Raw genomic sequence first — 23,397 nt, forward strand, 5'->3', positions numbered from 1 at the left:
ACTCCACTGATCCGTCAATCCGCCGTGCCGTACATCCGGTCGCCCGCGTCGCCCAGGCCCGGGACGATGTACCCCTGCTCGTTCAGCTGCTCGTCGACCGCCGCGGTGACGACCGTCACCGGCGCGCCCGCCAGCTCGCGCTCCATCACCTCGACGCCCTCCGGCGCCGCCAGCAGCACGACCGCGGTGACATCGTCCGCGCCCCGCTCGATCAGCTCGCGGATCGCCGCGACCAGCGTGCCGCCCGTGGCGAGCATCGGGTCGAGGACGTACACCTGCCGCCCGGACAGGTCCTCCGGCATCCGCGTGGCGTACGTCGACGCCTCCAGCGTCTCCTCGTTGCGGATCATCCCGAGGAACCCCACCTCGGCGGTCGGCAGCAGCCGGACCATGCCGTCGAGCATGCCGAGCCCGGCCCGCAGGATGGGCACGACCAGCGGCCGGGGGTGGGAGAGCTTGACCCCGGTCGTCGTCGTGACCGGAGTGTCGATGTCGACCTGCTCCGTCCGCACGTCACGCGTCGCCTCGTAGGCGAGCAGGGTGACCAGCTCGTCGGCGAGCCGCCGGAAGGTGGGGGAGTCGGTGCGCCTGTCGCGCAGCGTCGTGAGCTTGTGCGCCACCAGCGGGTGGTCGACAACGTGGATCCGCATGCCTTCCACAGTAGCCCGGGTCGCATCAATCGAAGTGAGCGAGGGAAGGTGGAGGCATACGCAGACCCATTGGTGGTGAGGCCCGTGCCGGAGCCAGGTCGCGAAGGACGCGCGACACCGTGTGAGAAGCACGACATCCAGAAGGACGAGAAGGCCGAGAAGGAGGGGACGGGGCGTGCCGCACCGCACGAGAACCCCGAAGAGGACACCGCCGAGAACCCCGCGGCTCGCCCCGGGGTCACGGAAACGGAAGAGGCCCGCCGTCGGCGCCGCGCCGCGTTCCTGCGGGAGCTGAACGAGGCGAAGGCCTTGCGGGACCGGGTCAGACCCCGCCGGGCACGGGCCGCCCGCATGCGCCAGCAGATGCGGATGCGGACCTTCCGCTGGTGACCGCCGCCCGGGTGAGCCCGACGGCCGCCGGGTAACTCCGATGGCGCGCGTAAAAAGAACTGATGGCCGACGCAACGACGGAAGACCTCTCGCAGAGCCCGGGTTTCTGCCACGATTCCGATGGGGCGGGGCACCAAGCCGCGCCACCGGTCGTCACACCTCTGAACAGTGGGAGAGTCACGGTGTACTTCGCCGCACTGCTCGCGCGCACTCAAGACGGGTGGGAAGCGAGCGACACAGAGCTCGACGATGTGGAGACCCTGTCCGACCTGGCCGATCTCGCCCGAGAGGCCACCAACGACGAGACGGTCGTCGTCTTCATCGAGCAGGAGGACGCCTGGTTCGGCCTCGTGCGCGTGGACGGCGAGGACGACCCCCGGGTCTACGTCTCGAACGCGGCCGCGGCCGCCCGCTCCTCGTACGGGGAGATCCTGACCAAGGAAGTGCTCGGCGGCGAGGACGACGACCCCGCCGGGGACCTCGACGCGCTCGACCTCGACGGCACCGAGGAGGGCGAGCCGGAGCCGGCCGACGACGGCGACGGTTCCGAGGGCGCGGTCCCGGCGGGCCCCGTCGGCGACAGCCGCCTGCTGGAAGACCTCGGCGTGTCGGAGCGCGAGCTGCTGGCCCTGGACACCGACGCCCTCGCCGAGATCGCGGACGCGCTCGGTGCCGGTGAGGTGCTGGAGGCCGTCCGCTAGTGGTTGTCCCCGCAGAGCGGGAGCCCGTACACCGTCCGGCAGTGGATCCGGTACGGGCTCCCTGGGAAGCGTCGATGCGTCTCGCCCTCGCCGAGGCCGGCCGCGCGGCGCTCTCGGACGACGTCCCGGTCGGTGCGCTGGTGCTCGACGCCGACGGCCGGACCCTGGCCACCGGCCACAACGAGCGCGAGCTGACCGGCGACCCCACGGCCCACGCCGAGGTGCTGGCGATCCGCCGCGCCGCCGAGGGCCGGCCGGGCTGGCGGCTGACCGGCTGCACGCTCGTGGTCACGCTGGAGCCGTGCACGATGTGCGCGGGCGCGATCACCCAGTCCCGGCTGGACCGGGTGGTGTACGGCGCCCGCGACGAGAAGGCGGGCGCGGCGGGCTCCCTCTGGGACCTCGTACGCGACCGCCGGCTCAACCACCGCCCGGAGGTGATCGCGGGCGTACTGGAGGACGAGTGCTCGGCGGCCCTGACGGCGTTCTTCCGCAACCGCTGACACCCTCCCGGGCCGGCACCCGGCCCCGGTCCCGAAACGGATTTCGGCACAGGGCCCACCTTGGGCTAAGCTCTCTCCCGGTAGCGTGTCCGAGCGGCCGAAGGAGCTCGCCTCGAAAGCGAGTGTGGCGCAAGTCACCGAGGGTTCAAATCCCTCCGCTACCGCTCTTATCACCCCCTGAACTGCGGAAACGCAAGTCAGGGGGTGCTGTGCATCAGCAGCGGAAGCAGCCGCGGCCCGGCAGGCCACAACTGTCCCCGGTGGGTGGTACCCGGGAGGGTTCCAGCCCGTGTTCCGCCGATCCGGCGGCGATACGCTGATCGGAGAATCGCCGCACGGAGCGGGCCCCGGCCCGACGAGGAGCGTATTCATGACCACTGCCGCACTGGGCGGACCGTGCCCCCCGCCCATGCCCGAGCGAACCCCGAAGGCTTTGCGCGAGGCGATCTCCCAGCACGCCCCGCAGCTGCTCGGCGATTTCGACGCCCACTGGAAGCGAGCCGTCGCCGACACGTACGACATCGCCCCGGTTCCCGCCTTTATGGCCCGCTGGTGGGGCGAGTACGCCATCGCACGCGATCCGCTCCTGGAAGAGCGGGTGCACCGCCTGGAGGACGACGCACGGGACGCGACCGATTCCGACCGGGCCAAGGCGCTTCTTGAGGAAGCCGGGCACATCCGCCGTGCCGCGCGCCAGACGGAGCCCGGCCGGTGACCGAGGGCTTCATGGGCCCACCGTGGCAGGCGGACTGGGTCGAAGCCGCCCGTACCTACCGGGACGGCCTCCCCGATGAGGTGCGGAAGCAGATCAGGGACGGCATGGCCGAACTGATCACGGCTCGGAACCCCTGCCGGCCGCAGGATGCACTGCCGGACGGCTTCTATCTGGAGCCCGCCCGGTCCAGCCGTCCGCTCGGTGCCCACATTCTCTACTTCGACCACGGCAGGGGCTGGCTGCGCTTCACGTTCGTGGGGCGTGTCGAGGACCCGCAGATCGTGGTGGAGGAGATCTTCTGGCAGTGAGCCGGCCGTGAACCGTGTGCACAGCGGCGGACCCGCCTCCCTCTCGGAGAGGAAGGGGAGAAGGTCGGGGGAAGCGGCATCGGGGGAGAGCCGCTCCCCCCGGCGGGGACCGGATCGCCCTGTGTGCCGGGGCCGCGCCGCGATCGGGGGGAAGCTGCGGCGCGTACGTCCCGCAGTGCGGACCGGTCGCGCTCCCGCCCGGATTCCTGCCAAATCCGAACGGGTTCTCCGCCATCCTCCACCCCGGAAGGCTCGTATCCGATCGGCAAAGGGCCCCCATCGCAGGGCCCTTGGTCCATAAATGCTCGGTTAGACTTCCGCGACTGCGCACGGGAACGGTCAGGGGAGGCGAAGCGAATGGCACAGGCGCAGAAGATCGCGTTCTATCTCGTCATCGTATTCGTGCTGTACACGATCATCAACGATCCCGAGGAGGCTGCGGACCTGGTCCAGATAGGCTTCGAGGCCATATCGGACTCGGCCCGGGCGGTCGGCGACTTCATGACCGAGCTGGTCAACTGAGTCGGCCGGGGCGGCCCGGGCGCACCATCACCACCGAGGAGCCGTTACCGTGATCCGTCATCTGGTGCTGTTCAAGCTGAACGAGGGCGTCGAGCGGAGCGAGCCGCGGGTCGCCGCCGGAGCGGCGGCGTTCGAGGCGCTGGACGGGCAGGTGCCCGAGATCGCGCACTGGGAGTGCGCCTGGAACTTCTCGGACCGCCCGATCGCCTACGACTACGCCATCAACTGCGCCGTGGCCGACCGCGATGCACTGCAGCGGTATCTGGAGCAACCGGCGCACCAGGCCGCCGCCGCGCAGTGGCGTGAGTTCGCCACCTGGGTGATCGCCGACTACGAATTCTGAACCGCACCCGGCCCCCTGCCGGGCCGTGCACCCCCCGCCACGCGACGTTCCGACGCCCCTTGCCTCTGAGGCAAGGGGCTTTTTAAGGTTTGGACCCCAACTTGCCTTCAACACGGCTTTATCAGGTGCTTGCACACAGTGGACATGTCTTGTGATGCTATGACCGCTTTTGATGGATGAGTTGACCGTAGTTGACCGCGAAGGGGTGGCGTCATCGTGCCGGCCAGTACCGCGCCTCGTCAGGCGCCGCCCCAGACCCCTTCCCCGTCCCCGCCGTCTGCCCCGCCGCCCTCCCCCGCCCCTGATCCCGCGGGGCCCGTCGCGCCGCCCCCACCCCCGTCCCGGGCACGGCCGGATACGGGAACGGGGCCGTCGGAGGCGGAGGCGGTGCCGGGCCCGGAGCAGGAGGGCATCCCGGGCGAGCCCCCGGCGCCCCGGGACGCACCGGGCGAGGTGCCCGGTACGGGCGAAACGGAGAGCGGCGCCGAAGACAGCGCAGAATCCGGAACGGAAAGCAGTACGGAAGGCGGTACGGGACGCGGCCCGGGCAGCCGCGGTGGCGGGAGCAGCCGCGGCGCCGACACCCGCGCCCTGACCCAGGTGCTCTTCGGCCGGCTGAAGTCCCTCGTCCCCGGCACCGCCGAGCACGGCCGTGTCCGGGGCGCCCTCATCGAGGCGAACCTGCCGCTGGTCCGGTACGCCGCGGCCCGCTTCCGGAGCCGTAACGAACCCATGGAGGACGTCGTCCAGGTCGGCACGATCGGGCTGATCAACGCGATCGACCGGTTCGACCCGGACCGGGGGGTGCAGTTCCCCACCTTCGCCATGCCCACCGTCGTCGGCGAGATCAAACGATACTTCCGGGACAACGTGCGCACGGTCCATGTCCCCCGCCGCCTCCACGAGCTGTGGGTCCAGGTCAACGGCGCCACCGAGGACCTGACCACCGCCCACGGCCGCACCCCCACCACCGCCGAGATCGCCGAGCGGCTGAAGATCGGCGAGGACGAGGTACTGGCCTGCATCGAAGCGGGGCGCTCCTACCACGCGACCTCCCTGGAAGCGGCCCAGGAGGGCGACGGGCTCCCCGGGCTGCTCGACCGGCTGGGGTACGAGGACCCCGCGCTGACGGGCGTCGAACACCGCGACCTCGTCCGGCATCTGCTCGTACAGCTGCCCGAACGGGAGCAGCGGATTCTGATGCTCCGTTACTACAGCAATCTGACGCAGTCGCAGATCAGCCAGGAACTGGGGGTCTCACAGATGCATGTGTCAAGACTCCTCGCCCGGAGCTTCGCCCGATTGCGATCCGCAAACAGGATCGAGGCCTAGCCGGAACGGGTAGAGACCGTACGGAAGCCGCCCCGCGGATCACCGTCCGCGCACCCCCTGCTTCCTGCGCCGATTCGTTTCTCAACTGTCGACTTGTCACTTCAGCGCGTTGCCGACATGTGACATTCTGCGGGAGACGCGTTTGCCGCAGCCTTCCCGCCGGTATCTCAGGGGCAGGCTGCGTTCCTCCGTTGGTCGCGGCCACCGCGACCGACCGCGACCTCAAGGGGGTGGCATGTCCGCAGAACAGGGCAGCTCGAAGGTGCTCACGCTCACGCCCGCGTCCACGTCGGAAGCGACCGCAACGCCGATGCCGGAGGCGCTCACGGACCTCGCCGGTCTTGCGGAGCCGGGGGCACCGGTTCCGGACACACCGGTCGGCTCCGGCCCCGACGCGGGCGCCGAGTTCGGTGCCGTGACACCCGGGACGCCCGGGACCACGAGTGCGGCGGGCTCGGCGCCCGCGTCGGACGCCATCGACACCCGTACGCTGTCCCGCTCCCTGTTCCTGCGGCTGCGCGCCCTGGACAACCAGGGCACCGGCGAGAGCCCGGAGCGCACCTACGTCCGTGACACCCTCATCGAGCTGAACCTCCCCCTGGTCCGTTACGCGGCGGCCCGCTTCCGCAGCCGCAACGAACCGATGGAGGACATCGTCCAGGTCGGCACGATCGGGCTGATCAAGGCGATCGACCGGTTCGACTGCGAACGGGGCGTGGAGTTCCCGACGTTCGCGATGCCGACGGTCGTCGGTGAGATCAAGCGCTTCTTCCGCGACACCTCGTGGTCGGTGCGGGTGCCGCGCCGACTCCAGGAGCTGCGGCTGGCGCTGACCAAGGCGAGCGACGAGCTGTCCCAGCGCCTCGACCGCTCCCCGACCGTCCCCGAACTGGCCGCGGTGCTCGGGGTGTCGGAGGAAGAGGTCGTCGACGGCCTCGCCGTGGGCAACGCCTACACCGCCTCCTCGCTGGACTCGCCCTCCCCCGAGGACGACGGCGGCGAGGGTTCGCTCGCCGACCGCCTGGGATACGAGGACTCGGCGCTGGAAGGCGTCGAATACCGCGAGTCGCTGAAGCCTCTGCTGGCCAAACTGCCGCCCCGCGAGCGCCAGATCATCATGCTGCGCTTCTTCGCCAATATGACGCAGTCGCAGATCGGCGAGGAGGTCGGCATTTCGCAGATGCACGTCTCCCGGCTGCTGACCCGGACGCTCGCGCAGTTGCGGCAGGGCCTGACCGCCGACTGAGCCACAACCGGCGGTCGTCTCTTGTGGATCTCGCCGGGCTCCGGCCCGATCCACAAGGAACTCCCTCACCCCCGAGCCTTCGGCCTTGGGCCGGGACCGGCCGATCCCGGCCGTTCCGTGCGGTGACCCGGCTCCACGGGTTCCTTACTGACGGATCGTCAGCCAGACTGATCCGATGCGACGACGACGTCAGAAGGCAGTCCTCGCGGCGATGGCGCTCTGCCTGGGCGGAGCGCTCACCGCGTGCGGAAGCGGAGACGACGACGGTTACGCGGCGGTCGGCCCGATCGGCCCCGAGCGTGCGTCCGGCACCCCGGAAGGTGTGGTCCCGCCGAAGGGCGGGGTGAGCCTGCTCCCGCTGGAGCCGGCCGGAACCCCTGCGGCCGGTGGCTCCCGGCCGCGGTCCACGGACTCCTCCGCTCCGTCCACCGCGACGCCGTCGCCCTCATCCGCCGCCCCCGGCCCCTCGTCGGTGCCGTCACCAGCGGGCCGGGAGTCCGGATCGGGTGGTACGGAAGGGAGCACGGGCCGCGGTACGGCTCCGCCCACCGGCCCCCCGACCACGCCCGAAGGCCCCGACGGACCCGGCGACTCCGGCCCCGGCAGCCAGAAGCCGCCCGGTTCGAGCCCGCCCACCGCCCCGCCGTCCGGCGCGAAGCCGCCCGCGGGTCCACCGGTGATCACGGTCGGCGCCCCCGCCCTGGCGCCCACGGACCGGCGCTGGTGCGAGCAGGTGACGGTCGAGTTCCGTAACACCGGTGGCAGAGCGGCCGCTTCGGGCACGGTGACCTTCGGTACGCACATCATCGGCGCGCTGGGCATCGACTGGGCCACGGTCAACACGCACCGCCCGCTCCCGACCCCGATCGCGGCGGGCGCGGCCAGGGCGGAGACGTACACGGTGTGCGTGGACGCCTGGCGCGTACCGCCGGGCATGCGCATCGAGACCCGGGACGTCCGGGCCGACTGGTCCTGAGACCGTCCGCCGCGGATCAGGGTCTGTCTTCGCGGATCAGGCGAGGGCGAGCCAGACGACGCCGCCGAGGACCAGCAGCCCGATCACCACTCCGGCGATCAGCCCGACCGGCGGCCCGGAGCGTTCGGCCGCGGCGGCCCGTCGGCTGCCGCCCTGCGGCGCGTCCTCGTCCACGAACGCACGGAACATCTGAGTGCTGCCCGCGGGGTCGTGCGCACCCTGGGGGCCCTGGCCGTGAGGAACTTGGGGGTTGTGTGCCATGGGCCCCGACCCTAGCGAACCCCCGGTGACGACCCAAGCCCCGGCCCGGACGGCCGGCCGCGGAGCGCACCGGTCCGCGACCGGGCGGTACGGACCGACCGCAGGTCGGGCCGCAGCCCGGCTCCGCCCCGGCCGACATCCGGCGATTCCTTGAGCATCCCTTTACTTCTGCAAGCCCCCTTTTCATTTGCCTTGAGCAACCATCCACTTTATGGTTGCTCTAAGCAACAACTATTCTGGGGAGGATCCGGGCCATGGCCGCTCAGACCCTTTACGCGGAACTGGCCCGCCAGCTCAACTCCATCGGCGCGCTCCGCCGCGGTCTGCTGAGGGCGCTGCCCGCCGACTGTCCGTCGGGGCCCGCGGCAACGCTGTCCCTGCTCCATCGGCACGGCGAGATGCGGATGAGCAGACTGTGCGAGCTGCTGGCCGTCGATATGTCGGTGACCAGCAGACATGTGGCGCACGCGGTGGACGGGGGCTGGGTGGAACGCGCCCCCGATCCCGGCGACCGGCGCTCCAGGCTGCTCCGGCTCACCCCTGAGGGCACCGCCAAGCTCCGTGAGCTGCACGAGCGGAGTGCGGTGCTGCTGTCGCGGCAGTTGGCGGAGTGGTCCGACGGGGAGATCGGCGATCTGATCGGGATGCTCGAACGGCTGCGGTGCTCCTTCACCGCGGAGCCGCGGGAGCTGCGGGAACGGGCCGGACCACCGGCGGCGGGGGAGCACCCGGAACCGCCCCGGCGGCAGCGGCTCCCGGAGGCCGTACCGCCGCCCACTCCCGTGTGACCCCCGTACCCGCACCCGTACGAATCTCCGTACCCGCACGAATCTCCGTACCCGTACAACTCCCCCGTAGCGAACACCCTCCCCACCCACCCCACCCCGAAGGACGGACCGGACGGACATGGCTGTGACCTCTCAGCGGGCCGGAACGGAGGCCGGCGGCACCGCTCCGATGACCCATCGGCAGATCATGGAGGCGCTCTCCGGACTGCTGATCGGCATGTTCGTCGCCATCCTGTCGTCGACGATCATCTCCAACGCGCTGCCGCAGATCATCACGGACCTCGGCGGCGGCCAGAGCGCCTATACCTGGGTCGTCACCGCGGCCCTGCTGTCGATGACGGCGACCACCCCGCTCTGGGGCAAGCTCGCCGACCTGGTCAGCAAGAAGCTGCTGGTCCAGATAGCCCTGCTGATCTGGATAGCGGGCTCCCTGCTGGCCGGCCTCGCCGGCAGCACCGGCACGCTGATCGCCTGCCGGGTGATCCAGGGCATCGGCGTCGGCGGTCTGAGCGCACTGGCCCAGATCATCATGGCCGCGATGATCGCGCCCCGGGAGCGCGGCCGCTACAGCGGCTACCTCGGCGCCACCTTCGCGATCGCAACGGTCGGCGGTCCGCTGCTGGGCGGGGTGATCACCGACACCGAGTGGCTCGGCTGGCGCTGGTGCTTCTACGTCGGGGTGCCGTTCGCGCTGCTCGCCCTGGTCGTCCTCCAGAAGACCCTGCGGCTGCCGGTCGTGAAGCGGGACGTGAAGGTCGACTGGGCGGGAGCGACGCTGATCAGCGCCGCGGTGTCACTGCTGCTGATCTGGGTGACGTTCGCCGGTGACACCTACGCCTGGATGTCCTGGCAGACGTTCGCGATGCTCGGTGGTACGGCGCTGCTGACCGCGGTCTTCCTGTACGTGGAGTCCAGGGCGGGCGAACCGATCATCCCGCTGCGGCTCTTCCGCAACCGGACCATCTCCCTCGCCTCGGCCGCCTCCCTCTTCGTCGGCGTCGCGATGTTCGCGGGCACGGTCTTCTTCAGCCAGTACTTCCAGTTGGCCCGCGGACTGTCACCGACGATGTCGGGCGTGGCCACCATCCCGATGATCGCGGGGCTGTTCCTCTCCTCCACCGTCTCCGGAAAGCTGATCACCCGGACCGGCCGGTGGAAGGGGTGGCTGCTCGCGGGCGGCATGCTGACGACGGCCGGGCTCGGTCTGCTGGGCACGATCCGCCACGACACCCCCTACTGGCATACGGCGCTCTTCATGGCCGTCCTCGGTCTGGGCATCGGCATGACGATGCAGAACCTCGTGCTGTGCACCCAGAACCAGGTCACCGCGGCGGATCTCGGCGCGGCGTCCTCGGTCGTCACCTTCTTCCGCTCCCTGGGCGGCGCGATCGGGGTCTCCGCACTGGGCGCGATCCTCGGCACCCGGGTCACGGGCTATGTGGAGGACGGGCTGCGTGCCCTGGGACCCGAGGGTGCGGCGGCCGGGCAGAGCGCGACGGCCGGGGGCGGGATCCCCGATCTCGACCTGGTGCCGGAGCCGGTCCGGTCGGTGCTGGAGAGCGCGTACGGGAACGGGGTCGCGGACGTCTTCCTCTACTCGGCGCCGTTCGCCCTGCTGGCCCTGGTGGTGACGGCGTTCATCAAGGAGGTGCCGCTGAAGTCCCGTACGGTCGCGGGCGACACCGAATCCGAGAGCGCGCCGGAGCCGACCGGGACCCCGGCCGGAACCACGACGGGCTGACGGACCGGCCGGGGCCACGACGGATGCGGACCGGCCGGGGCCACGACGGGTTCACGGACCGGCCGGGACCCGGCCCCGGTCATCCCGCCCGGTCGGCGCGGGCCACCATCGCCTCGACGCCCGCCAGGATCATCTCCAGGGCGAAGTCGAAGTCCCGGTCCCGCATTTCGGCGACGGTGGTGCCGCCGCGCGCGTCCATCATCTCGGCCGCCGCCTCGGCGTACTCGCTGAGCTCCGGAAGGGCGTTGACGGTGCCCATGGCCCGGGCGACGTACTCGTCCTGGGAGATTCCGGCGGTGGTGCAGTGGGCGACGAAATGCCCCTCGATGGTGCCGAAGCCGTAGACGAACTGGTAGATGGCGGCGATTCCGCCGATCTGCCCCTCGGGCGGCAGTCCGGCGTTCCTGATGGCCTGGTGGGCGGCGAGGACGAAGGACACCGAGTTCGGCCCGATATTGAGGAAGTGGCCGACGAGACCGGAGGTCCAGGGGTGGCGGACGAGGAGGCTCCGGTACTCGGTGGCGAGGGTACGGAGCTGCTCGCGCCACTGGGCGGGGTCGGAGACATCGGGGAGCCGGATATCGCCGTAGACCGCGTCGAGGGCGTATTCGAGGAGGTCGTCCTTGTTGTCGACGTACCAGTAGACGGACATGGCGGTGACGTCGAGTTCGGCAGCGAGCCGTCGCATGGAGAACTTGGCGGCGCCTTCGGCGTCCAGGAGCCGTACCGCCGTGTCCACGATCTTCCGGCGGTCGAGGGAGGCGGGCTGCGCCGACCGGCGGCCGCGCTCGGGCCGCCCGCCGGCCTGCCAGACACTGGTCCGTACGCTGCGGACGCCGCTCTCGGCACTCTGGGTGCCCTGGGCACCCCGGGCGCTCGCGCCGCTCCCGGACCGGCGTCCGCGGGCAGGACCGGGACCCCCGGCACCTTCGGTTCCTTCGGCAGGCGCTCCGGCCCGCCCGGATCGTCCGGGTCGTTCGGGATTTTCCGTACGGTCGGCCGCGCTCACCATCGTGCCGCCTCCTTGCTGTCCAGGGCGCCCGCCACCGGAGCCGGGACCCCGGCGGAGCGACGCTCCACCGTCCGTCCTCGCCTCCTTCGATGGTATGCGGGACGGGACGGGTGATGCGGAGAGGACCTCCCGCCCGCGAGGTGACGGCCCCGTCAGTGCAGCGCGCCCTCGGCGGGAGCCACCCCGGCCCCGGCACCATCCCCGGCCCCTTCCCTGTCCCGGCGCTCGGCACGCCACAGCAGCAGCGCGGCCAGCAGCCCGCCCAGGAGCACCGCGACCGCGCCGACCAGCTGACTGGTCTCCAGACCCGTGGCGAAGGCGTCGCTGACCGCGGCACGTTCGGCCTCGCCGTCGGCAGCGGCGAGCGCGGCGGGCAGGGACGCGGCCCCCACGGCGGCGGGGACCAGGGCGGCGAACCGGGCGTTGAGGACGGCACCGAGGACGGCGACCCCGAGGCCGTTGCCGAATTCGGCGAGCGTGCCGTTGATCCCGGCGCCGACACCGGCCTTCTCCGGCGGTATGGCGCTCATGATGGCGTTGGCCATGGCGGGCATCGACAGGGCGACGCCCGTACCCATGACGACCAGCCCGAGCAGCATTCCGCCGTATCCGCCTCCGCCGAGCAGGGCGATGGCCGCCAGCCCGGCCGAGACCAGGGTCATGCCGAGGGCGATGGCCGCGGGCGTACCGATCTTCAGCACCAGCCTGGCACCCGCCCCGCTGAGGTTGACGAGGACGACCGCGAGGGCGAGCGGGGCGGTGCGCAGCCCGGCGTCCAAGGCGTCGTAGCCGAGGACGAACTGGAGGTGCTGGGTGAGCAGGAAGAGGGAGCCGGTCATCCCGAAGGCGACGAGGATCGCACCCGCGACCGCCCCGACGAAGCGCCGGTTGCGGAAGAAGTGCATGTCGAGCATGGGGTACGGAATCCTCAGCTCCCACACTACGAACGCCCCCAGGACCGCGATGCCGAGGACGGCGGCGATCAGCACTTCGGCGGAGGTCCAGCCGTGGTCGGGCCCGGAGATGATCGCGTAGACGACAGCGGTCATACCGATGGTGGAGAGCACCGCGCCCGCCAGATCCGGCCGGTCGCCCTGCGGATTCTTGGACTCCGGCACCAGGGCGGCGACGGCGAACAGCCCGAGCGCGACCACCGGCAGGTTGATCAGGAAGATGGCGCCCCACCAGAAGTGGTCGAGCATGAACCCGCCCAGCAGCGGACCGCAGGCGAACCCGAGGGAGCTGACGGTCGACCAGATGCCGATGGCCTTGATCCGCTCGTTGTCGTCGAAGATCTGGACGACGACGGCGAGGGTGGTGGTGAGCAGCAGCGCCCCGCCGACGCCCATTCCGGCCCGGGCGGCGATGAGCTGGGCGGAGGTCTGGGAGAGCCCGGCCGCCAGCGATCCCGCGCCGAAGAGGACGAGCCCGGACAGGAGCATCTTCTTGCGGCCGTAGCGGTCGGCGGCATTGCCCGCGGTGAGCAGCAGCCCGGACTGGACCAGCGAATAGGCGTTGATCATCCACTGGATGTCGGAGGTCGAGGCGTCCAGCTCCCGGGTGAGGGAGGGGATGGCGACGCTGAGCACGGTGTTGTCGATGAGGACGACGAGCTGGGCGAGGCAGATCACGCCGAGGATCAGCCAGCGCTGGGGGTGTCCACCGGATGGCTTGAGGGTCTCGCCGGGCCCGGACGTGGTGGCGGGAGCGGCCATACGGGCACCTCCTTGTACGGTGTAGGGGAGCGTTCGACCTACACCGTACAAGGATTCTTCTACGCCGTATAATTGTTTTCCCCGAAGGACCTCCGGGCCCTACCTCCCGCCACCGTTCTCAGCGTTCTCGGCCGGCCGGATCAGATACCCCGACCCCCGCCGGGTGTGGATCATCGGTGACCGCCCGGCGTCGATCTTCTTCCGGAGGTAGGAGACGTACAGCTCGACGATGTTGGCCTGCCCGCCGAAGTCGTACGACCAGACGCGGTCGAGGATCTGCGCCTTGCTGAGCACCCGCCGCGGATTGCGCATCAGATACCGCAGCAGCGCGAACTCGGTCGCCGTCAGCCGGATCGGATCGCCGGACCGCCACACCTCCCGGCTGTCCTCGTCGAGAACGAGGTCCCCGACCACGAGCAGCCGCCCGGAATCCCCCGAGGGGCCGCTCCGCGCGGGACGGACAAGGGTCTGGTGCGTTGTCGGCGTCATGGACGCGACGCTAGGCGGCGCCGCTCAGAAGGCCCTTGCCTCAGCATGGGAATTCCCTGAGAAACGGACAGGGACTAGAAGAGCCCGTCCTGGGTGCCGCCGCTGCGGGCGGCGGCGTCGGCGAGGGGGACGGAGACCCCGCTCGCCGGATCGGCGCCGACGAGGGACCAGCCGGCCAGCAGCCGGGTGTCGAGGACGACCTGCCGCCCCTCGCCGGTGTCCAGATGGAGATCGGGCCCGGCGACGGCGACCAGGGTCCCGGCGACGGCACCGCCGTCGACGAGCTGCCGGACGACGGGCGCGGCGGGAGCGAGCCGGTCGAGCCCGAAGGCCGCGGCATGGTCGAAGGGTTCGTACGGCAGCGGGTGGAGCGTCTCCGTCCAGCCGCCGACCGCGAGGGCCCGGCGGTGCAGCTCCTCGACCTCGGCGGCGCGCTCGGCGGGATCGGCGGCCAGCAGGGGACGTACGGCACGCTTCTCGGCGTAGGCGATACGGTCCGGGACCCCGAGCGCGCTCCGCAGCACCTCCTCGGTGCGCCGCGCGGCCATCAGCGGCCCGCGCCCCAGCCAGCTGAACACCACGGCCCCCTGCTCCAGCAGCCGGGCCGGACCGCGCTCCTCGGCGGTGATCCCCACCTTCACCATGCCGGGCCCGAACCAGGCCAGATACACGCGGTACGTCCGCGGATCATCGGGCACGCCGTCGGCGGCCACCGACCCCACCCGGTCCAGCGCGGCGCACTCCCGGCACAGGGCCCGCGCCGCCCGCCCGGGCACCCCGGCCCGCAGCGGACACGGATTCCCGCGCGCCCCGACACACACCCGCTCCCCGTCGGCCCGGAACCCGAGCCGCTTCCCCGGCGTCAACGGGCTGATCCGCCCGCCCTCCCACCGCAGCACCGCTATCCGCGCCTCGGCCGGCCAGGCAACCCCGGTGCACCGCCACGTCATACGCACCTCCGGCGCACACTGCCACGACCAGAACGACCAAAAAGACCAAAAGGCCCCGCGTGAACACAGGGACGAAAGCGCAGAGGGTACCTGAGGCAACCGACTTCCCCGGCTCCGCCCACCACATTCCGGCCGCCCCGGAACGCCCACCCACCCCTTACCCGCCCACGTCAGCCCCGAACACCCGGACCCCCGCCCTGTCCGAAACCCTTCACCACCCCAACCACCCACCGGGGCCGGGTTCCGGCCGCCCCCCACCGCCGACCGCCCCCGGGCGTTCCGCCCGCACTCCAGCTGCTCTCCACCGCACTGCGGCCGGAAAACACCGAAGGCCCCGGATTTCTCCGGGGCCTCTGGTTTGCTGTGCACTCGGCAGGATTCGAACCTGCAACCTTCTGATCCGTAGTCAGATGCTCTATCCGTTAAGCTACGAGTGCTTGCTTTGCTCTGCGTTTCGGGCTTTTCTGCCCGGTCGGCGTTGCGGGGACAACATTACATGACCTGCGCCGCCACGCGAAATCCATTAGCCGCACCCCTTCTGACCTGCACAGATGCCTCCAGGAGGGACCTCGGCAGTTCCCTCGGACGAGGGACGGGGAGGCCGGGACGACCCGGGAAACACCAGAGCCCCGGGCGGGGCCCGGGGCTCTGGTGATCTTGACGGCGGAGGCGGAGGGATTTGAACCCTCGATGGGCGGTAAAACCCAAACCGCATTAGCAGTGCGGCGCCATAGACCGGACTAGGCGACGCCTCCAGCACCACCGCGCGGGCGCGAGTGGTGTGCAGATGATGACACAGTCACGCGGCGTGTCACCAATCGCCGTCCACGGTACTAGGCACGTGGGGCCGAGGGCAAAGCACATCCGGGGTCCCGACGCGGCCGGCGGCGGCGGTCCGGGAGGGGCCGGGAGGGGAGCGGGCGCAACGCCGAAGGGGTGGGCGCGTTAGACGCGGTGGGGCTTCGGGGCGGGCCGCCGTGCGCGGCGGCTCCGGGGCCGGTTCCGTACACCGTACGAACAGAACAGGAGCGCCCATGCTGCGCCGCATCGCCCTCACCGCCACCGCCTCCGCCGCCGTACTCTCCGCCTTCGCGGGGTCCGCGGCCGCATCGTCGCCCGTCTCCCTGCTGCCGGTACCGCTGCCGCCGCTGTTCGGGCAGTCCGAGAACCGGCTGACGGTCGTGGTGTCGGAGACGGGCAACTCCCTGATCGACGGGCGGTACGAGCTGGACTGCGGGCCCGCCGGAGCCGAGACGGCCGCGAGCGGGAACCATCCGGCCGCCGAGGAGGCGTGTGCCCGGCTCGACGAGCTGGCGCGGGCCGGGGAGGACCCCTTCGCCCCGGTCGGCCGGGACACCTTCTGCACCCAGCAGGCCGGCGGCCCGGCCACCGCCCATGTCACCGGCGTCTGGCAGGGCCGCCCGGTCGACGCCGCCTTCTCCCGGCAGAACGGCTGTGAGATCCACCGCTGGAACACCCTCACGCCCGTCCTGCCGAGCCCCGGGGCGTAGCCGGCGTCCGAGGCCGGGGGCGTACCCGAAAAGGTCACGGGGGACACACCGGTCCCCCACACCCCGGGGGTGAGAGGTGCCCCTCATCCCCCGCTCCGCCGGACCCCCTGCCCTAGACTCCCTCCAGTGACAGGCTGATGTCCGTAGTTCAGGAGGAACCGTCGTCGTGAGCAGCAGGCCATCCCGAGGCGCTGCTCGCCTCGCAGCCATACTCGACGCACTTCCCGACGGTCTGGTGCTCGTCAACTGCAACGGCACCGTCGTCAACGCCAACACCATCGCCCTCGAACTCTTCGAGACCCCCGGCACCGCGCTCGTCGGCCGCGGGCTGCTCGACCTGCTGCCCGCCTTCGACTCGCGGCTGATCCCGGGTTCGATGCGGCGTCCGGAGGCCGCGGACGCCCGTGGCCGTACCAAGCCGACGCGGATGACCGCACGGCGTACGGACGGCAGCGAGTTCCCCGTGGAGGTGACGAGCGCGAGCCTTGAGGACGGGCGCGAGGCGTACGACGCGCAGCACTCCCTCTACACGGGCGACGAGCTGCTGATGCTGGTGGTGCGGGATCTGTCGGGGACCGTGGACACCGAGGCGGAGCTGGCGCGTTCGCAGCGGCAGACAGAGATGATCCTGCGGGCGGCGTCCGAGGGCGTCGTCGGTACGGATACGGAGGGCCGGGTCGTCCTGGTCAATCCGGCGGCGGCGCAGATCCTCGGCTACCGCGCCAGTGACCTCGGCGGCCGTGAGCTGCACCCGCTGGTGCTGCACTCCCGCGAGGACGGCAAGCCGTTCCCGTACTTCGAATCGCCGCTCGCGGACACGCTCAGGTCGGGCCGGAAGCACCGGGTCCGGGGGCAGGTGCTCTGGGCGAAGGACGGCTCGCGGGTGCCGGTGGATCTGACCACCGCGCCGGTACGGGACGGGGACCAGCTGGTCGGCGCGGTGATGACCTTCATCGACCGCAGGCCGGCCGAGAAGCTCGCCGCGGAGCACGAGGCCGCGCTCACCGAGCTGACCGAACGGCACTCGACGGAGCTGAAGGAGACGACCGGGCGGCTGACCTCCGAGCACGAGCGGACCAAGGAGGAGTACGCCGCCGAACTCGCCGACAAGACCGAGCGGTACGCCGCCGATGTGGAGACCCGTGACGAGCGCCACCGCGAGCTGGCGGAGCGGCACGGTCAGCTGACGGCGGTCCTCGGCGAGGCGCTGCGCGGGCCGCTGGAGGAGCTCCGTACCGAACTGGGCACGCTGGCCGCCGATCCCGCCGGACAGCTCTGGCCGGAGGCGAACCAGATCCTCCACCATCTCGCCGCCGGATACGCCCGGATGACCACGCTCATCGACAACGTCCTCGCCTTCCAGCGGCTGGACACCGGCGAGGAGCGGCTCCACAAGGCGAACACACTGCTCGACTCGGTCGTCGCGGCCGGGGTCGAGGGCGCGGTCGAGCTGATCGGGCCGGGCCGGGCGCAGTTCGCGGTGCACGCCCCGCCCATCGAGGCCGAGGTCGACGGGGTGCGGCTGGCGACGGCGCTGGCGCATCTGATCGCCGATGTCGCCGGGGTCGACGCGACCGGGAAGTCCCGGCAGCTCGCGATCGGCAACGGCCCCGCGACCTATGCGGACTCCACGATCGTGGTCGCGGCGGCTCAGCGCGGCGAGGTCGTACGGATCGAGGTCCGGGGCCCCTTCACCGGGGGCGACGGGGTGCACCGGCCGATCGTGCGCGGGATCGTGACGGCGCACGGCGGGGTGGTGCAGACGCACGAGGTGCCCGGCGCGGGCGGGAGCGCGTACGTCCTGGAGGTGCCGATCGGCGCGGGTTCGGGCGCGGTTGCCGCCCCGGTGCCGGTCGCCCCGGTCGCCCCGGACGGCGGCAGTCTCGGCGGCAGTCATGAAGGCGGCGGGACGGCCGGCGGGCCCGGGCAGGCGCTTGCGCTGCCGGAGCAGGCGTCGGGCGAGACCCTGGGCGGCGGTCGGCGGCGGGCCCGCCGGAGTTCCACGGACGCGTTCCTGGAGAGTCCCCTGGCAGCCGAAGGCGCGGGTGAGGGCGGTGAGCTGATTCCGGCGCAGGACTCGGGCGGTACCGGGCGGCGGCGCGGGCGGCCGAGTCCGGCGGAGGGTGCGGTCGGGGCTGCGGCCGAGGATGCCGGGATGGCCGGGATGGCCGCGGTGGCCGTACCGCCGCAGGGCATGGGCATGGGTACGGGACCGGGCGCGGAGCAGGCGGAGGCGGAGCGCCGGGCGCGGCACAGCGGTGTGCCCGAGCTGCCGGTGGGGCCCGGGCTGGTTCCGGCGGCGGGGCCGGGGATGTCGGCTCCCGTTCCGGCACAGGGCATGGCGCAGGGCCCGGGGCCGGGTGCAGGGCAGGGTGCAGGGCAGGGGGGCGCGGCCGGAGGGCGGCGCGCCCGGCGTGCGCTGGCGCCCGCGCCGGTAGCGGGAGCCGCGGGCGCCGGAGCAGCGGATCCGCAGGTACGTACCCCCTTCGCGCTGCCGCCCGCCGATGCGGACCGTGTGCCGGGGCCCGGTGACACGAGTGGACACGGGATTCGGCACGAGACGGCCCGGTTCGGGCCGGGGGGCGACCAGCACACGCCTCCGCAGCCGCATCCTCTCCCGGGCACGGGTACGGGCCCGGTATCGGTACCGACGCAGATGCCGGGGACGGCTCCGGGTGCGGTTCCGGTTCCCGGGCAGGGTACGGGGCCGGTTCCGGCGCCGACGGGGCGGCGCAGGGGGCGTCCGGAGCACGGTGCGGCCGACGACACGGCCGGGGCCGGGCTCCCCGGTGCCGATGCGCTACCCGGGAATCACAGGAATCACGGGAACCACGAAGCTCCCGAGGCGCCGGAGGCCGTGGCTGCTGCGGGCGCCGAGGCCCCCGGGCCCTCCGACGACCCGCAGTCACCGACACAGGCTCATTCGCAGAGCACCGGCTCGTTGTCATTGCCGCTGCCGCCCGCGGAGCCCGTACCGGCCGCCCCTCCGGCGGGAGGGCCCGCGGTCCGTCCGGCCGCACAGCCGCTGCCCGCGGAGACCCCGTCCGGTTCCGTTCCGCTGCCGCCCGACGCTTCCCAGGGCCGGGCGTTCAGCGTGCGCGCCCTCGGCCAGGGCGGGCCGGGCCGTACGGCGGCGGCCGCGCCCGCACCCGTACCGCCGCAGCAGTCGTCCGGTTCGGGACGGCGCCGCAAGCTGGGCACGCCACCGACCGCCGACCGGCCCGAGTCCGCCGCGCCGACGCCGACCCCCGCGGCCGGGACCCCCCTCCCGGCGCCGGCACCGGCAGCCCACGCGCCGCAGTCGGCGCTGGACCGCGACGGCGACGCACCGGGCCGGGCGTACGCCATCAGCGCGCCCGACGAGGGTGCCGCGGAGGGGCCCGAGCCGCTGGACGGCCCCGGCGGCGCGGTCGAGGTCGCCAACCGTCCGCTGCCGCAGCCCGTCGACGACGAACTGCCGCCCGAGCCGCTCGACAACCCCCGCCGGCTGCTGGTCTGGCCCGCGCCCGACGTCTCCACCCAGCAGGCGCTGAGCGAACGCGGCTACCGTCCGGTCGTCGTGCATTCGCGCGAGGAGGTCGACGCCCAGATCGCGGCCTTCCCCGCTGCCCTGTTCGTCGACCCGCTGACCGGCCCGATCACCCGGACCGCGCTCCAGTCACTGCGCCAGGCCGCCGTGGCGGCGGAGGTTCCGGTGCTGGTCACGGCCGGTCTGGGGCAGGCCACTCGGGAAGCCGCCTACGGCGCCGACCCCGCCGTCCTGCTCAAGGCGCTCGCCCCGCGCGACAGCGAACAGCACCCCTCCCGGGTCCTGCTGATCGAAGAGCACGAGGAGATCGCGCTGGCGCTGACGGAAGCGCTGGAACGGCGGGGCATGCAGGTCGCGCGGGCCGCGGCCGACGCCGAAGCGGTCACGCTCGCGTCGCAGATGCGGCCGAACCTCGTCGTGATGGACCTGATGCAGGTACGGCGCAGGCGCGCCGGGATCATCGACTGGCTGCGCGCCAACGGGCGGCTCAACCGCACCCCGCTCGTCGTCTACACCTCCGCCGGGCTGAACCGGGCGGAGCTGCCGAGGCTGTCGTCGGGGGAGACCGTGCTGTTCCTGGCCGAACGGTCGACGAGCACGGAGGTCCAGTCGCGGATCGTGGACCTGCTCGCCAAGATCGGCACCAACTGACGGCTGCCGAGCCGGGAGCCACCGCTGTACGACCGTGAAGGGCCCGCCCACCTGTCCTGGGGACACGGGGGCGGGCCCTTCGCCGTCGTACGGCTTCCTCGGCGGTCTCCGTACCGGCGCTCAGACCTCGACGACGTCCAGCTCACCGTCCGCGTACTGCCTGCGGATCGCCCGCTTGTCGAACTTCCCGATGTTCGTCTTCGGCACCTCCCGCACCAGCGACCAGCGCTCGGGGAGCTGCCACTTCGCGACGGTCTCCCCGAGGAAGGCCTTCAGCCCGGCGAGATCGGTGGTCGCCCCCTCCTTGAGCACGACCGTCGCCAGCGGGCGCTCGTCCCACTTCGGGTCGGGCACCGCCACCACGGCCGCCTCTACGACCTCCGGGTGCGCCATCAGGGCGTTCTCCAGCGCGATGCTGGAGATCCACTCGCCGCCGGACTTGATGACGTCCTTGACCCGGTCGGTGAGGGTGAGGAAACCGTCGGGGCTGATCACGCCGACATCGCCGGTCTTGAGCCAGCCGTCCTCGCTGAACTTGTCCTCCGGCCGCAGGGGCTCCTCCCCGGCACCGCCGAAGTACGCGGCGGCGATCCACGGGCCGCGCACCTGGAGTTCACCGACCGATTCGTCGTCCCACGGCAGTACGTCTCCGCCGGGGCCGACGATCCGCGGTTCGACACCGGCCGGGAAGCGGCCCTGCGTCAGGCGGTACGACCACTCCTCCTCCGGGCTCCGGCCGGCCGGCGCGTGCGCCATCGTGCCGAGCGGGGAGGTCTCCGTCATGCCCCAGGCGTGGCAGAGGCGCACGCCCAGCTTGTCGTACGCCTCCATCAGCGCGGGCGGGCACGCCGAACCGCCGATGGTGACCTGCTTGAGGGAGCTCAGATCGCGGGGGTTGGTGAGGACCTCGGCCAGCAGCCCCTGCCAGATGGTGGGGATGGCTGCGGCATGGGTCGGCTTCTCGCGTTCGATCATCTCAGCGAGGGGTGCGGGCTGGAGGAAACGTTCCGGCATCAGCATGTTGAGGCCGGTCATAAAGGCGGCGTGGGGGATGCCCCAGGCGTTGACGTGGAACTGCGGTACGACGACGAGGGTGGTGTCCCGGTCGGTCAGCCCCATCGACTCGGACATCGAGACCTGCATCGAGTGCAGATAGACGGAGCGGTGGGAGAAGACGACGCCCTTGGGGTCGCCGGTGGTGCCGGAGGTGTAGCACATGGCGGCCGCGCTGCGTTCGTCCAGCTCGGGCCAGTCGAAGGTGGTGGGGCGGTCCGCGATCAGCTCCTCGTACTCGTGGATCCGGGCCGCGGTGTCCGCGCCGGCCAGCAGGGAGCGGTCGCCGGGCCCGGAGACCACGATGTGCTCGACGGTGGGGAGGTGGGGCAGCAGCGGTACGAGGAGCGGGAGCAGCGAACCGTTGACGATGACCACGCGGTCGGCGGCGTGGTTGGCGATCCACACCAGCTGCTCGGGAGGGAGGCGGAGGTTGAGGGTGTGCAGGACGGCGCCCATGGAGGGGATCGCCAGATAGGCCTCGACGTGTTCGGCGTTGTTCCACATCAGGGTGGCGACCCGCTGATCGCCGTCGACGCCCAGCTCGTCGCGGAGCGCGTTCGCCAGCCGGATCGCGCGCTCGCCGGTTTCGCGGAAGCTGCGGCGATCGGGCTCGGGGGCGCCGGTCCAGGTGGTGATCTGCGATTTCGCATGGACCCTCATACCGTGTTCCAGGATGCGGGTCACGGTCAGCGGTATGTCCTGCATGGTGCTCAGCACGGCGTCCTCCCGGTGGGCGCTGTGTTGCTACGCGTCAGTAAGGGTGTAGAGATTCTGCGCGCGTACCGAGCGGTATGTCACTACCTGAGGGCGGCGGATTCGCGGTCCGCGGGAAGGCAGCGGCGGAGCGGGCGGCCGCGGGAGCCGTACAGGGCGGGGCCGCGGGGCGGGCACGAGGCCGTACGGACGGGGAGAAGCCGTGGCCGGGGTACGGGGGCGTTCGGGTGGAGACGCCTACAGCTCCGCGCGTACGTATCGAATACGGTCCGGGTACGACTCGAAATACAGCCTGAATACGGCGCGCATACGGCCCGAATGCGGCGCGTATACGGCGCGTATACGGCGCGTATACGGTCCGGGGTACGGTCCGGGTACGACCACCGTCAGCGGGCCGGGGAAAGCTCCGGGTCCTCGCGCAGCTTGCCGAGCGCCCGGGACACCGCACTCTTCACCGTCCCTACGGACACCCCCAGCACCTCCGCCGTCTGCGCCTCGCTGAGGTCCTCGTAATAGCGCAGCACCACCATCGCCCGCTGCCGGTCCGGAAGCTTCATCACGGCACGCCACATCGCGTCGTGCAGCACCTGCTGCTCCGCCGGATCGGGCGTGGGCGAGGTCTCGCGCTCGGGCAGCTCGTCACAGGCGAACTCGTCCACCTTGCGCTTGCGCCACTGCGAGGTACGGGTGTTCAGCAGGGCCCGGCGGACATAGCCGTCGAGCGCGCGGTGGTCCTCGATGCGCTCCCATGCGACATAGGTCTTGGTGAGCGCGGTCTGGAGGAGGTCCTCCGCGTCGCTCGGGTTCGCGGTGAGCGAGCGGGCCGTCCGCAGCAGCACGGGCCCCCGTGCCCGTACGTACGAAGAGAACGACGAGTAGCGGGGACGGGTTGCGGACCGTGCGACGGTCGTGCCGTACGACGGAGGTCCGGACAGGGCGGCCTTCGAAGCGCTGGTGCAGACTGGCGTGGTCATACCTCCACGCTAGGAGCGGGTCCTACTCCGGCGGATCGGCCAGAGGTCCCGAAGGCATGTCCCCCTCAGGTTGTAGTGGTGGTGCCGGCCCCACCTCCTGAAGGTGGAGAAGACCCTCAGAGGCGGGGACGGGATGATCGGGACCGGGATGTCCGTTGCGCCGGAAAAACCCGGACCGAGGGCGTTGTTACGGCCCGGAGCGGGGCTTCCGAGGGTGGAGGAGCTGGGTGTACAGCCGTACACCTTCAGGTGGAGAAGCGGCCCGCCCACCCCTGAGGCGCAGTGTTCCGCTCTTCCCGGAGCTCTCCCCAAGGTTCTCC

21 protein-coding genes, 3 tRNA genes and 1 pseudogene are annotated in these 23,397 nt (G+C 71.7%); 15 read left to right on the plus strand and 10 right to left on the minus strand.

Going from position 1 to position 23,397, the window contains the following annotated elements:
- Nucleotides 1-14: 14 nt before the first annotated feature.
- Complete coding sequence (gene upp, locus B7R87_RS15300; protein ID WP_006348181.1) at nt 15-650, minus strand: uracil phosphoribosyltransferase; 636 nt, start codon at nt 648-650, stop codon at nt 15-17.
- Between the two features lie 84 nt (nt 651-734).
- Between upp and B7R87_RS15305 the strand changes: the two genes are divergently transcribed.
- From B7R87_RS15305 to B7R87_RS15350, 11 genes are all read left to right on the plus strand, one after another.
- A complete protein-coding gene (locus tag B7R87_RS15305; RefSeq protein ID WP_006348180.1) occupies nt 735-1,040 on the plus strand; it encodes a hypothetical protein in 306 nt (101 codons plus the stop codon).
- A 182-nt stretch (nt 1,041-1,222) separates the two neighbouring features.
- Complete coding sequence (locus B7R87_RS15310; RefSeq protein WP_006348179.1) at nt 1,223-1,741, plus strand: tRNA adenosine deaminase-associated protein; 519 nt, start codon at nt 1,223-1,225, stop codon at nt 1,739-1,741.
- A 74-nt stretch (nt 1,742-1,815) separates the two neighbouring features.
- Nucleotides 1,816-2,244, plus strand: a complete 429-nt coding sequence (gene tadA / locus B7R87_RS15315) for a tRNA adenosine(34) deaminase TadA (protein WP_006348178.1) — start codon at nt 1,816-1,818, stop codon at nt 2,242-2,244.
- 79 nt (nt 2,245-2,323) lie between these two features.
- A tRNA-Ser gene (locus tag B7R87_RS15320) sits at nt 2,324-2,408 on the plus strand.
- Nucleotides 2,409-2,614: 206 nt separating this feature from the next.
- Nucleotides 2,615-2,959, plus strand: a complete 345-nt coding sequence (locus B7R87_RS15325) for a DUF6247 family protein (RefSeq protein ID WP_040915630.1) — start codon at nt 2,615-2,617, stop codon at nt 2,957-2,959.
- A complete protein-coding gene (locus B7R87_RS15330) occupies nt 2,956-3,267 on the plus strand; it encodes a hypothetical protein (protein ID WP_006348176.1) in 312 nt (103 codons plus the stop codon). The genes B7R87_RS15325 and B7R87_RS15330 overlap by 4 nt, the downstream gene beginning before the upstream one ends.
- 357 nt (nt 3,268-3,624) lie before the next feature.
- Nucleotides 3,625-3,789: a hypothetical protein gene (locus B7R87_RS33120; RefSeq protein WP_006348175.1), complete on the plus strand. Its 165-nt coding sequence runs from the start codon at nt 3,625-3,627 to the stop codon at nt 3,787-3,789.
- A gap of 49 nt (nt 3,790-3,838) precedes the next feature.
- Nucleotides 3,839-4,132: a Dabb family protein gene (locus B7R87_RS15335; protein ID WP_006348174.1), complete on the plus strand. Its 294-nt coding sequence runs from the start codon at nt 3,839-3,841 to the stop codon at nt 4,130-4,132.
- 387 nt (nt 4,133-4,519) lie between these two features.
- Nucleotides 4,520-5,464: an RNA polymerase sigma factor SigF gene (locus tag B7R87_RS15340; RefSeq protein ID WP_006348173.1), complete on the plus strand. Its 945-nt coding sequence runs from the start codon at nt 4,520-4,522 to the stop codon at nt 5,462-5,464.
- Between the two features lie 235 nt (nt 5,465-5,699).
- The gene (locus tag B7R87_RS15345) at nt 5,700-6,710 is read left to right on the plus strand and encodes an RNA polymerase sigma factor SigF (protein ID WP_006348172.1); all 1,011 of its coding nucleotides are present in this window, start codon (nt 5,700-5,702) and stop codon (nt 6,708-6,710) included.
- 175 nt (nt 6,711-6,885) lie between these two features.
- On the plus strand, nt 6,886-7,686 hold the full coding sequence (locus tag B7R87_RS15350; protein WP_233168835.1) for a hypothetical protein: 801 nt from the start codon (nt 6,886-6,888) through the stop codon (nt 7,684-7,686).
- Nucleotides 7,687-7,722: 36 nt separating this feature from the next.
- Here B7R87_RS15350 and B7R87_RS15355 read toward each other — a convergent pair whose 3' ends face one another.
- Entirely contained in the window at nt 7,723-7,947 is a 225-nt protein-coding gene (locus B7R87_RS15355) for a hypothetical protein (RefSeq protein ID WP_040915628.1), read from the minus strand.
- 254 nt (nt 7,948-8,201) lie between these two features.
- Between B7R87_RS15355 and B7R87_RS15360 the strand changes: the two genes are divergently transcribed.
- Together B7R87_RS15360 and B7R87_RS15365 are read left to right on the plus strand one after the other, a co-directional pair.
- Nucleotides 8,202-8,735 carry a MarR family winged helix-turn-helix transcriptional regulator gene (locus tag B7R87_RS15360; protein ID WP_006348170.1) on the plus strand — a complete coding sequence of 178 codons (534 nt, stop codon included), beginning with the start codon at nt 8,202-8,204 and terminating at the stop codon, nt 8,733-8,735.
- Between the two features lie 118 nt (nt 8,736-8,853).
- Nucleotides 8,854-10,476, plus strand: coding sequence for an MDR family MFS transporter (locus tag B7R87_RS15365; protein WP_006348169.1), 1,623 nt, complete (start codon nt 8,854-8,856; stop codon nt 10,474-10,476).
- A gap of 79 nt (nt 10,477-10,555) precedes the next feature.
- Here B7R87_RS15365 and B7R87_RS15370 read toward each other — a convergent pair whose 3' ends face one another.
- The 6 genes and pseudogenes from B7R87_RS15370 to B7R87_RS15395 all read right to left on the minus strand — a co-directional run bounded on the left by B7R87_RS15370 (nt 10,556) and on the right by B7R87_RS15395 (nt 15,397).
- Entirely contained in the window at nt 10,556-11,488 is a 933-nt protein-coding gene (locus B7R87_RS15370; protein WP_006348168.1) for a TetR/AcrR family transcriptional regulator, read from the minus strand.
- A gap of 152 nt (nt 11,489-11,640) precedes the next feature.
- On the minus strand, nt 11,641-13,203 hold the full coding sequence (locus B7R87_RS15375) for an MFS transporter (RefSeq protein ID WP_006348167.1): 1,563 nt from the start codon (nt 13,201-13,203) through the stop codon (nt 11,641-11,643).
- Nucleotides 13,204-13,302: 99 nt separating this feature from the next.
- Nucleotides 13,303-13,620, minus strand: a pseudogene (locus B7R87_RS15380) (winged helix-turn-helix domain-containing protein); the annotation flags it as partial.
- A gap of 146 nt (nt 13,621-13,766) precedes the next feature.
- A complete protein-coding gene (locus B7R87_RS15385) occupies nt 13,767-14,642 on the minus strand; it encodes a DUF2797 domain-containing protein (RefSeq protein ID WP_006348165.1) in 876 nt (291 codons plus the stop codon).
- A gap of 364 nt (nt 14,643-15,006) precedes the next feature.
- A tRNA-Arg gene (locus B7R87_RS15390) sits at nt 15,007-15,079 on the minus strand.
- 227 nt (nt 15,080-15,306) lie between these two features.
- A tRNA-Ser gene (locus tag B7R87_RS15395) sits at nt 15,307-15,397 on the minus strand.
- A gap of 279 nt (nt 15,398-15,676) precedes the next feature.
- Between B7R87_RS15395 and B7R87_RS15400 the strand changes: the two genes are divergently transcribed.
- Nucleotides 15,677-16,153 (plus strand): SSI family serine proteinase inhibitor, encoded by a 477-nt coding sequence (locus B7R87_RS15400; protein ID WP_006348164.1) that lies wholly within the window; start codon nt 15,677-15,679, stop codon nt 16,151-16,153.
- Between the two features lie 166 nt (nt 16,154-16,319).
- Entirely contained in the window at nt 16,320-20,333 is a 4,014-nt protein-coding gene (locus tag B7R87_RS15405) for a PAS domain-containing protein (RefSeq protein ID WP_130584995.1), read from the plus strand.
- Between the two features lie 120 nt (nt 20,334-20,453).
- On the opposite strand, the gene B7R87_RS15410 is transcribed toward B7R87_RS15405, so the two are convergent.
- Nucleotides 20,454-22,106: a long-chain fatty acid--CoA ligase gene (locus B7R87_RS15410; RefSeq protein ID WP_006348160.1), complete on the minus strand. Its 1,653-nt coding sequence runs from the start codon at nt 22,104-22,106 to the stop codon at nt 20,454-20,456.
- 383 nt (nt 22,107-22,489) lie between these two features.
- Nucleotides 22,490-23,077 (minus strand): SigE family RNA polymerase sigma factor, encoded by a 588-nt coding sequence (locus B7R87_RS15415; protein ID WP_040915617.1) that lies wholly within the window; start codon nt 23,075-23,077, stop codon nt 22,490-22,492.
- Between the last annotated feature and the right edge of the window lie 320 nt (nt 23,078-23,397).

Source organism: Streptomyces tsukubensis, assembly GCF_003932715.1.
GTDB lineage: Bacteria > Actinomycetota > Actinomycetes > Streptomycetales > Streptomycetaceae > Streptomyces > Streptomyces tsukubensis.

Coding starts and splice junctions, on each gene's coding strand:
- B7R87_RS15355 (WP_040915628.1), bottom strand. CDS start 7,947: ATGGCACACAACCCCCAAGTTCCTCACGGCCAGGGCCCCCAGGGTGCG.
- B7R87_RS15350 (WP_233168835.1), top strand. CDS start 6,886: ATGCGACGACGACGTCAGAAGGCAGTCCTCGCGGCGATGGCGCTCTGC.
- B7R87_RS15385 (WP_006348165.1), bottom strand. CDS start 14,642: ATGACGTGGCGGTGCACCGGGGTTGCCTGGCCGGCCGAGGCGCGGATA.
- B7R87_RS33120 (WP_006348175.1), top strand. CDS start 3,625: ATGGCACAGGCGCAGAAGATCGCGTTCTATCTCGTCATCGTATTCGTG.
- B7R87_RS15370 (WP_006348168.1), bottom strand. CDS start 11,488: ATGGTGAGCGCGGCCGACCGTACGGAAAATCCCGAACGACCCGGACGA.
- B7R87_RS15400 (WP_006348164.1), top strand. CDS start 15,677: ATGCTGCGCCGCATCGCCCTCACCGCCACCGCCTCCGCCGCCGTACTC.
- B7R87_RS15415 (WP_040915617.1), bottom strand. CDS start 23,077: ATGACCACGCCAGTCTGCACCAGCGCTTCGAAGGCCGCCCTGTCCGGA.
- B7R87_RS15365 (WP_006348169.1), top strand. CDS start 8,854: ATGGCTGTGACCTCTCAGCGGGCCGGAACGGAGGCCGGCGGCACCGCT.
- B7R87_RS15325 (WP_040915630.1), top strand. CDS start 2,615: ATGACCACTGCCGCACTGGGCGGACCGTGCCCCCCGCCCATGCCCGAG.
- B7R87_RS15375 (WP_006348167.1), bottom strand. CDS start 13,203: ATGGCCGCTCCCGCCACCACGTCCGGGCCCGGCGAGACCCTCAAGCCA.
- B7R87_RS15345 (WP_006348172.1), top strand. CDS start 5,700: ATGTCCGCAGAACAGGGCAGCTCGAAGGTGCTCACGCTCACGCCCGCG.
- upp (WP_006348181.1), bottom strand. CDS start 650: ATGCGGATCCACGTTGTCGACCACCCGCTGGTGGCGCACAAGCTCACG.
- B7R87_RS15360 (WP_006348170.1), top strand. CDS start 8,202: ATGGCCGCTCAGACCCTTTACGCGGAACTGGCCCGCCAGCTCAACTCC.
- tadA (WP_006348178.1), top strand. CDS start 1,816: ATGCGTCTCGCCCTCGCCGAGGCCGGCCGCGCGGCGCTCTCGGACGAC.